Annotated in this window: 8 protein-coding genes and 3 pseudogenes; 5 read left to right on the top strand and 6 right to left on the bottom strand. The window is 67.2% G+C overall.

The window, feature by feature from the left end:
* Positions 1-189: 189 nt before the first annotated feature.
* From EEJ42_RS04360 to EEJ42_RS04345, 4 genes are all read right to left on the bottom strand, one after another.
* Positions 190-480, bottom strand: a complete 291-nt coding sequence (locus EEJ42_RS04360; RefSeq protein ID WP_123098682.1) for a hypothetical protein — start codon at positions 478-480, stop codon at positions 190-192.
* The gene (locus EEJ42_RS04355; RefSeq protein WP_123098681.1) at positions 477-848 is read right to left on the bottom strand and encodes a DUF6247 family protein; all 372 of its coding nucleotides are present in this window, start codon (positions 846-848) and stop codon (positions 477-479) included. The genes EEJ42_RS04360 and EEJ42_RS04355 overlap by 4 nt, the downstream gene beginning before the upstream one ends.
* Positions 845-1,156 (bottom strand): hypothetical protein, encoded by a 312-nt coding sequence (locus tag EEJ42_RS04350; RefSeq protein WP_123098680.1) that lies wholly within the window; start codon positions 1,154-1,156, stop codon positions 845-847. Before EEJ42_RS04350 ends, EEJ42_RS04355 begins: the two co-directional genes overlap by 4 nt.
* A gap of 245 nt (positions 1,157-1,401) precedes the next feature.
* The gene (locus EEJ42_RS04345) at positions 1,402-1,740 is read right to left on the bottom strand and encodes a MerR family transcriptional regulator (RefSeq protein WP_123098679.1); all 339 of its coding nucleotides are present in this window, start codon (positions 1,738-1,740) and stop codon (positions 1,402-1,404) included.
* A gap of 829 nt (positions 1,741-2,569) precedes the next feature.
* Between EEJ42_RS04345 and EEJ42_RS04340 the strand changes: the two are divergent.
* Both EEJ42_RS04340 and EEJ42_RS04335 read left to right on the top strand, forming a co-directional pair.
* Positions 2,570-3,082 (top strand): annotated as a pseudogene (locus EEJ42_RS04340) (CBS domain-containing protein); the annotation flags it as partial.
* Between the two features lie 197 nt (positions 3,083-3,279).
* Entirely contained in the window at positions 3,280-3,729 is a 450-nt protein-coding gene (locus EEJ42_RS04335) for a DNA/RNA non-specific endonuclease (protein ID WP_123098683.1), read from the top strand.
* A gap of 226 nt (positions 3,730-3,955) precedes the next feature.
* Here the strand turns inward: EEJ42_RS04335 and EEJ42_RS04330 are convergent, their stop codons facing one another.
* Positions 3,956-4,279, bottom strand: coding sequence for a hypothetical protein (locus tag EEJ42_RS04330; protein ID WP_123098678.1), 324 nt, complete (start codon positions 4,277-4,279; stop codon positions 3,956-3,958).
* A 229-nt stretch (positions 4,280-4,508) separates the two neighbouring features.
* On the opposite strand from EEJ42_RS04330, the gene EEJ42_RS04325 reads away from it, so the two are divergent.
* Positions 4,509-5,489 carry a zinc metalloprotease gene (locus EEJ42_RS04325; RefSeq protein WP_123098677.1) on the top strand — a complete coding sequence of 327 codons (981 nt, stop codon included), beginning with the start codon at positions 4,509-4,511 and terminating at the stop codon, positions 5,487-5,489.
* Between the two features lie 54 nt (positions 5,490-5,543).
* On the opposite strand, the pseudogene EEJ42_RS04320 reads toward EEJ42_RS04325, so the two are convergent.
* A pseudogene (locus EEJ42_RS04320) lies at positions 5,544-5,706 on the bottom strand (VOC family protein); the annotation flags it as partial.
* Between the two features lie 2 nt (positions 5,707-5,708).
* Here EEJ42_RS04320 and EEJ42_RS04315 point away from each other — a divergent pair.
* Positions 5,709-6,011 (top strand): annotated as a pseudogene (locus EEJ42_RS04315) (transposase); the annotation flags it as partial.
* Positions 6,012-6,284: 273 nt separating this feature from the next.
* Positions 6,285-6,664 (top strand): HIT family protein (locus tag EEJ42_RS04310; RefSeq protein ID WP_123098676.1); only part of this gene is annotated, 380 nt, incomplete at its 3' end.

Here is a 6,664-nt window from a genome sequence, read left to right as displayed (position 1 = left end):
CTGCGCACACGCGTCCTCGGCGGCCCCATCAACGAGTACCACTACGCCGCTTGACCAGTAGCGATGACTTTTCGAGCCCGACAGGGGCGCCCGATGGGTGGCCCTGACAAGCGTCCGCCACTGTCTGGCGGGCGCGGCCCCTTTCATCTCGTTGGGCCGGGCCGATGAGTTACGGCGCTTGGAGAGGGTCTACAGGTCCGCGAACGGCGGGCAGATGTACGTGATGGCGATCAGCTGTAAGCGGGGCAGCGGCAGCGCCAGCATGAAACCGTCCTCGAGGAGGGGAAGGCGCCGTACGCCGCCGGCGACCCCTGGGCGCGGGCCTTCTCCGATGTCCGTGACGTCGATCCCCATCTCGGCCAGGTCGATGAGCTGTCCGGCGAGCCTTTCCACTTCAGCGACGACGCGGTCGGGCAGTCCCTTCGCCACGTGTTCGAAGTTGGGCTCGTACTCCCACCGCCATCCGCTCTCGACGGTCACCCGCCAGCCCGCCGGTCGATACCCGCTTCGTCCGCCGCGTCGGTCTGGATGGCGGACACCTCGGAGGCGATGGCGCGGGCCTCTGTCAGGTCCTCCACTTGCGCGGCGCGTGCCTCCAGCTCGCGCAGGCGTGCTGCGCGGGCGGGGTGGCGCTCGATCGCCACGGTCAACGCCCATTGCCGCAGGAACCGCCGCATCGGCGCCGCGTCCACATGCTCACGAGCGGCCGCCATCGCCTTCGTCCGGTCGGCGTCGAATGCGGCCACCTGGCTCGGCGCGATCCGCACCAGCGCGGCACGCAGCTCTTCCGCGGTCGCCTTGGGCTGCGGGATCAGCGGGTTGTGTCCGTCGGCTACTGCCTCGCTCATGCTGCCTCGCTCCGTGTCGTGCTCGCCGGGGCCTCGACGATCCGCGGCTCCGTACGTCCCGTGAGCAGCTCAACGATCTGCGCCTGGTTCCGGTCCATCTTCTGGCCGAGCTCTTCGATGTCGCCTTTCAGCTGGTCGACCTTGTGGTCAAGGTTCCCGGCCTTCTGGTCGAGGTTCCCGATCTGGAGACGCACCGCGGTCAGGTCGCTCGTTATGATCCCGAACTCGCGGTCGTTCTTCTCCGCGACCTCTTCGAAACGCCTGGTCAGCGCGGCGAGTTCGCCGTGGGCGATGGGGTCCTCGGGCACGCGGGGCGCTCCTGCCAGATCATGGAAACGAGCAGACATCAGGCGGTCCACGATATCGCGCTCGCCGGGCGCCGGTCCCGGCCGTGCACTTCTCCGACGACCCATGAAAGTGACGCACCGTGCGTGGGTCACTCTCGACCCCCAGGACCGTAGAAGACGAAGTTGCCCGGAACGCTGTGCGTCCCGGGCAGCATGCGTGGGGCGGCAGCCGCGAGCTCCTGGAGGAGTTGCAGGTCTCAGCCGTCTCAGGCCGCGGTTGGGGGGTTTGCCGTTCCGGCGGTGCGGCGGTGTTCGGCGTTGATGCGCTGGGCTTCTTCGAGTTGGTCTTCGAGGATGATGATGCGGCAGGCGGCCTCGATGGGGGTGCCTTGGTCGACGAGTTCCCGGGCGCGGGCGGCGATGCGCAGCTGGTAGCGGGAGTAGCGGCGGTGTCCGCCCTCGGAGCGGAGCGGGGTGATCAGGCGGGCTTCGCCGATGGCGCGGAGGAAGCCCTGGGTGGTGCCGAGCATTTCAGCGGCCCGGCCCATCGTGTAGGCGGGGTAGTCGTCGTCGTCGAGACGGCTGTAGGAGTCGTCTGCTGTCATTGCACCTCTCTGTGGAACGCGTGGAGGGGCCCTGGTGCCATTGGCACCAGGGCCCCGAAGGAACTGCTACACCATCTGCCGGCCCTGGTACTGCGCCGGCTTCCTGTTTCCGCAGACCCGACCAAGATGCTGTCGGGGGTGCGGGGATCGCGGTTGCTTGACCGGAGACCACCTCACTATCGATGTCCTGCGGTACCCGGGCTCAAGACTTCCGCCCGGGCGATCCTGATGGCGCTTGGCTCCTCCGTTTCTTCCCTCTGGGATCAATCACTTACCTACTGCTGGTGATGCGAACTGCTCTGTGGCCTGCGGTAGCGCCACTCTTCGGCAGCCAGCCCCGTCGCCCGTCCTGCGTCTGCTCTGGCTTAGCACCCCACTGCCGAACTTCCCGGTGCGCGCGTCCGCAGCCGACGCCTTCACCGAGGTGCTGCTCACTGACTTCACTGCTGGGTACTGCGAACTGCATGTACCGAACTGCGGTACTGCTCACGGCAGCCCCTGATCACTGCGGGCCACCCGGTCCGGTCGCCAGTCCCGTCGCCGTTTTGCACTGACTCTGGCTTCGGAACTCCACCACCGCACCGTCCTGCGAACTGCAACTGCGGGTACTGCTGGCCGGCAGTTCGTCTCTGCCAGGCCTCGTTGATCTCGGCTACGAGAGAAACCATAACTACGCCATCGCTCAATGTCTACTCCGGCCGACATAGATTTCCCCGCGATCGGTGATGAGGTAATCGACCTCGAGCAATGAGTTAACGGGCCGCAGGCCGGGCACAAGCCCCGGGCAGGCGGGACTGGGCTTTGACGATCCAGAGACCAGGGGGACCTGATGGACACGATGAGCGTCAACGTCGCGACCCTCCGCTCCGCGACATCCGTCGCCGACACACGCGAGAGCGACGACATCGCCGCGGCCCCGGTCGTCGACGACAACGGCGCCCCCCTCGGCATGGTGTCCGCGTCCGACGTGCTGCGGCACGAGACCGGCAGGCCCGATCCGCAGGGGCAGGACGGGAACGACGAGCGTGCCTGGGGCAAGGCCCGGGCCCAGGCCGCGGGCGCGCTCATGAGCAGCCCCGTCTTCACCGCCCGCGCCGACTGGACGATCCCCCGGGTCGCGCGGGAACTCCGCAGGCGGCACGTCAAGCAGCTGCCGGTGGTCGGCGACGACGGGCTCCTCACCGGCATCGTCAGCCGCAGCGATCTCCTCGACGCCTTCATCCGCTCCGACCTCGAGATCCGCGACGAGGTCGAGCAGGACGTCCTCGGGCGCATCCTCGGCCTGGACGAGGGCACCGTCACGGTCGAGGTCCGTGACGGGGACATCACCCTTCGGGGCCACGTCCCGGAACCGCGCCTCATCCCGGTAGTCGTGGGCCTCTGCCAGGGCGTCGACGGTGCGTCGCCGCCGTGGACACCCACCTCGCCGCCGCGGGCTAGGTGGTCCGCCCTGGGAGTTTCGAGTCTGCTCTCGAGCATCCGGGTGAGGCCGCATGTCGGGCCAGCGTGTGGGCCAGGTCGGTGCGGTACGACAACGACATGGCCACTCACCCCGACCCTCAGCCGAACACGGAGAGCGCGAGCCGCGAATCCCTGGCGAACCGCAAGGGCTACGACGACCGCTTCCTGGGACCGGCTGTCCCGCTGCCCGTGCCTGCCGATTCGGGTATCGAAACGGTGATCCTCCCGTACGCCAACTTCGCCGTGGTCTTCCGCCCGGACCGGCGGTTGGCCGCGGCAACCGCCGTCATGATCGACGGTGCCCGCCTCATCGACGTGCCGCGCGAGGACGAGTGGCGCTTCGACCCCCGCCTGCCCGAGGCCCAGCAGGCCGGCCACCTCATCTACCAGGACAACCCGCTGGACAAAGGACACCTGGTCCGCCGCCTCGACCCCGTATGGGGACCCGACGCGCCCAAGGAAACGACTCGAATAGGCGACATGAGTTCCGTGTTGAGATCGATGGGATCGAACTCCCGGACGAGGTAGTGCGGCGGATGGACGCTCTCGCCCCAGCCTGAACCCATTGCCCCGGCATGACGCCTCCAGCTGGTGGAGAGTGGTGGAGAAGGCCAGGACCAGGGCGCGCACACCGCGGCCGAGCGGCCCACGGTCACGGGATGTCGACGAGGGAAGGGTTGATCATCCTTCCGTAGCCAGGCCGCTGCTCTCCACCAAGGGCATCGGCAGCCGAAGACCCATGCCCGGCGGCGGCTCAGGACACCGCCCGGCGGAGCTCCAGCACGTGCTCGTCGCAGCGCAGGACCTCCAGCTCGCGGTCCGGCTCGTCACCCCCGGGGAAGGGGACGGCCAGTCGGCGGCCCTCCAGCAGCCGCCATCGGCCGGGCACCGGTTCCGGGGCGTCCGCCGGGCCCATGAGGTAGTCGATGAACGTACCGTCCGTCCGGAACTCCAGCCCGCCGCGACCGTGCGCGAGAGGGAAGTCGTAGGTGTCGGGCCGGTAGACCGTAACGCCTTCGGTGTCCTCCTCGAAGGAGTGCCACCACCTCTGGAAGAGGCTGCGGGGAAGTTCGTTCATCGCTTGACCACCTCACTGTCGCATATGCAATTTGCCGTCTTTGCCCGTATATGCCTACCCTCAAATGGAGGAGTGGCGGCAGGGTCCCCCACACGGCACAGACGGCCCACGCGGCAGACCGCCGGGCCCGCGCGCTTTTCATCCCCGCGAGGTTTCTCTCCCGCGCGAGGTTCTCGCTTCGGCGCTCGCACGCACGAGCGGCATCCCGGCACTGGCAGGAGGCACAGCCATGTCCGATGAATCCTTCCGCAGCGCTTTCTCCGACCAAACCGACTGGTGCGGCACGATGGCCGCCCACCAGCACCTCCTCGACACCAAGCCCGACTACGCCGACAACCGGAGGCTGATCGAGGAGGCCGCGTCCGTCTATGAGAGCGGCGAGCGGAGAATGGCGAGAGAAGAAGTGATCGACATCCCCGTCGTCGTGCACGTCGTGCACCACACCGATGAGCAGAACATCAGTGACGCGCAGATCCGCAGCCAGATCGATGTACTCACCCGCGACTTCGGGAAGAAGAACCTGGACATCAGCAAGGTGTCGACGGCCTGGCAGGGCCTCGCCGAGGATGCCCGCATCCGCTTCCACCTCGCCACCACTGATCCGATCGGCCGGACCACGACCGGCATCACGCGCACCAGGACCTCGCGGACCAGCTTCGCACCTCCCGACCCGGAGGCCACCGACCCTGAGAAGAGGAAGGGCAACCAGGTCAAGTTCACGCAGTCTGGGGGCCAGGACGCCTGGCCCGCCAACACCTACCTCAATCTCTGGGTCTGCCAGTTGGAGAGGAGTCTGCTTGGCTACGCCCAGTTCCCGGGCGGGCCGGCCGCCACGGACGGCGTCGTCATCACGTACAAGGCCTTCGGAACCAACGGGACCGCCACCGCACCGTTCCACGGAGGCCGCACGGCAACGCACGAGGTCGGGCACTGGCTCAACCTGCGCCACATCTGGGGCGACAAGCGGGGGTGCGCCGGTGACGACTTCGTCGCGGACACCCCCAACCAGGAAGGGCCCAACTTCGGGAGCCCGTCCTTCCCGCACGTGACGTGCAACAACGGGCCGAACGGAGACATGTTCCAGAACTACATGGACTACACCGACGACGCGGCGATGTTCATGTTCACCAAGGGCCAAGTGGCCCGGATGCACTCCACCTTCGAGAACGCCCGTATGACGTTCGCTGCCCGCGAGACCGTCCTGGCGTAACCAGCGGCGAGGGCCTGTCCGGCGGGGTCTCGCCGGACAGGCCCCACAGAGCCGTCAGAGCGGGCTGAGGCGTGCCTTGAGCAGGCAAAACTCGTTGCCCTCGGAGTCGGCAAGCACGTGCCACTGCTCCTCGCCGGTCTGGCCGGCGCGCCCCGAGCTTTAGGAGGCGTTCGAGCTCGGCGTCCTGATCGCGGTCAGTGGCGTTGACGTCGACGTGCCGAGATCACCATCGTCTGGGCCGACTCCGCCTACGCCGGAAAACTCGTCGACTGGGCGAAACGCCACCTCAACCTCACCCTCAAGACCGTCAGCCGCCCCAAGGACACCTCCGGCTTCGTCGTACTGCCCCGCAGGTGGGTGGTGGAGCGGAGTCTGGCGTGGATGATGTACGCCCGTCGGCACGCGAGAGACTACGAACGGCTCGTCCAACACTCCGAGACCCTGATCACCTGGGCGGCCATCACGCTCATGACCCGCCGCCTCACCAAGAACCACCGTCGTCGACAGACCGCGGAGTCCTCGTTCACGCAAGCCGCGTGATTGAGGCAGGATCTCGCCCTCGTCTGGTTCGTTGTTATCCGTCACTCTTCCTTGTGGGTGGGCTGACTGGCCATCCTCTGTCAGTGGTCCGCGTGGAGGAGCCGAAATGGGTGACTTAAACCAGCGCGCCCCAGTGATGGCGATTCCTGAAAACGGCCGGGGTCGATCCTCACCTCACTTGGTTGTTCCTTGATGTGTGTGGGGAAGCTGGGGAGCGAGGAGCGGGGCTTGATCACCTGCGGGTAGGTTCTGGCCATGACTGATGACTGGCGGATGGACCGGATCGGGGCTGCCCTGCGGGGGGAGAACCCGACCGTGTTGCGGCGGCTTGAGTCGGGATTCGCGGTGATCGGGGACGTTCAGTTCTTGCCGGGTTACTCGGCCTTCCTCGTGGACGAACCCGGTGTTCAACGGCTGTCTGACCTGCCGAAGACCAAGCGACTGGCGTTTCTGTCCGATATGGACCAGCTCGGAGAGGCGGTTGAGCATGCCTGTCGGCGGCTGGATCCCGATTTTCGCCGGGTGAACCTGGAGATCCTCGGTAACACGGATCCGTTCTTGCATGCCCACGTCTGGCCGCGGTTCGAGTGGGAGCCGGCCGAGCTGGTGGGCAAGCCTGTGTGGCTGTATCCGCA

It is taken from the genome of Streptomyces botrytidirepellens (genome assembly GCF_003721215.1).
Taxonomy (GTDB): Bacteria; Actinomycetota; Actinomycetes; order Streptomycetales; family Streptomycetaceae; genus Streptomyces; species Streptomyces himastatinicus.
The sequence above is the reverse complement of the archived record's forward strand: the minus strand, read 5'-3'. Positions and strand labels throughout refer to the sequence as shown.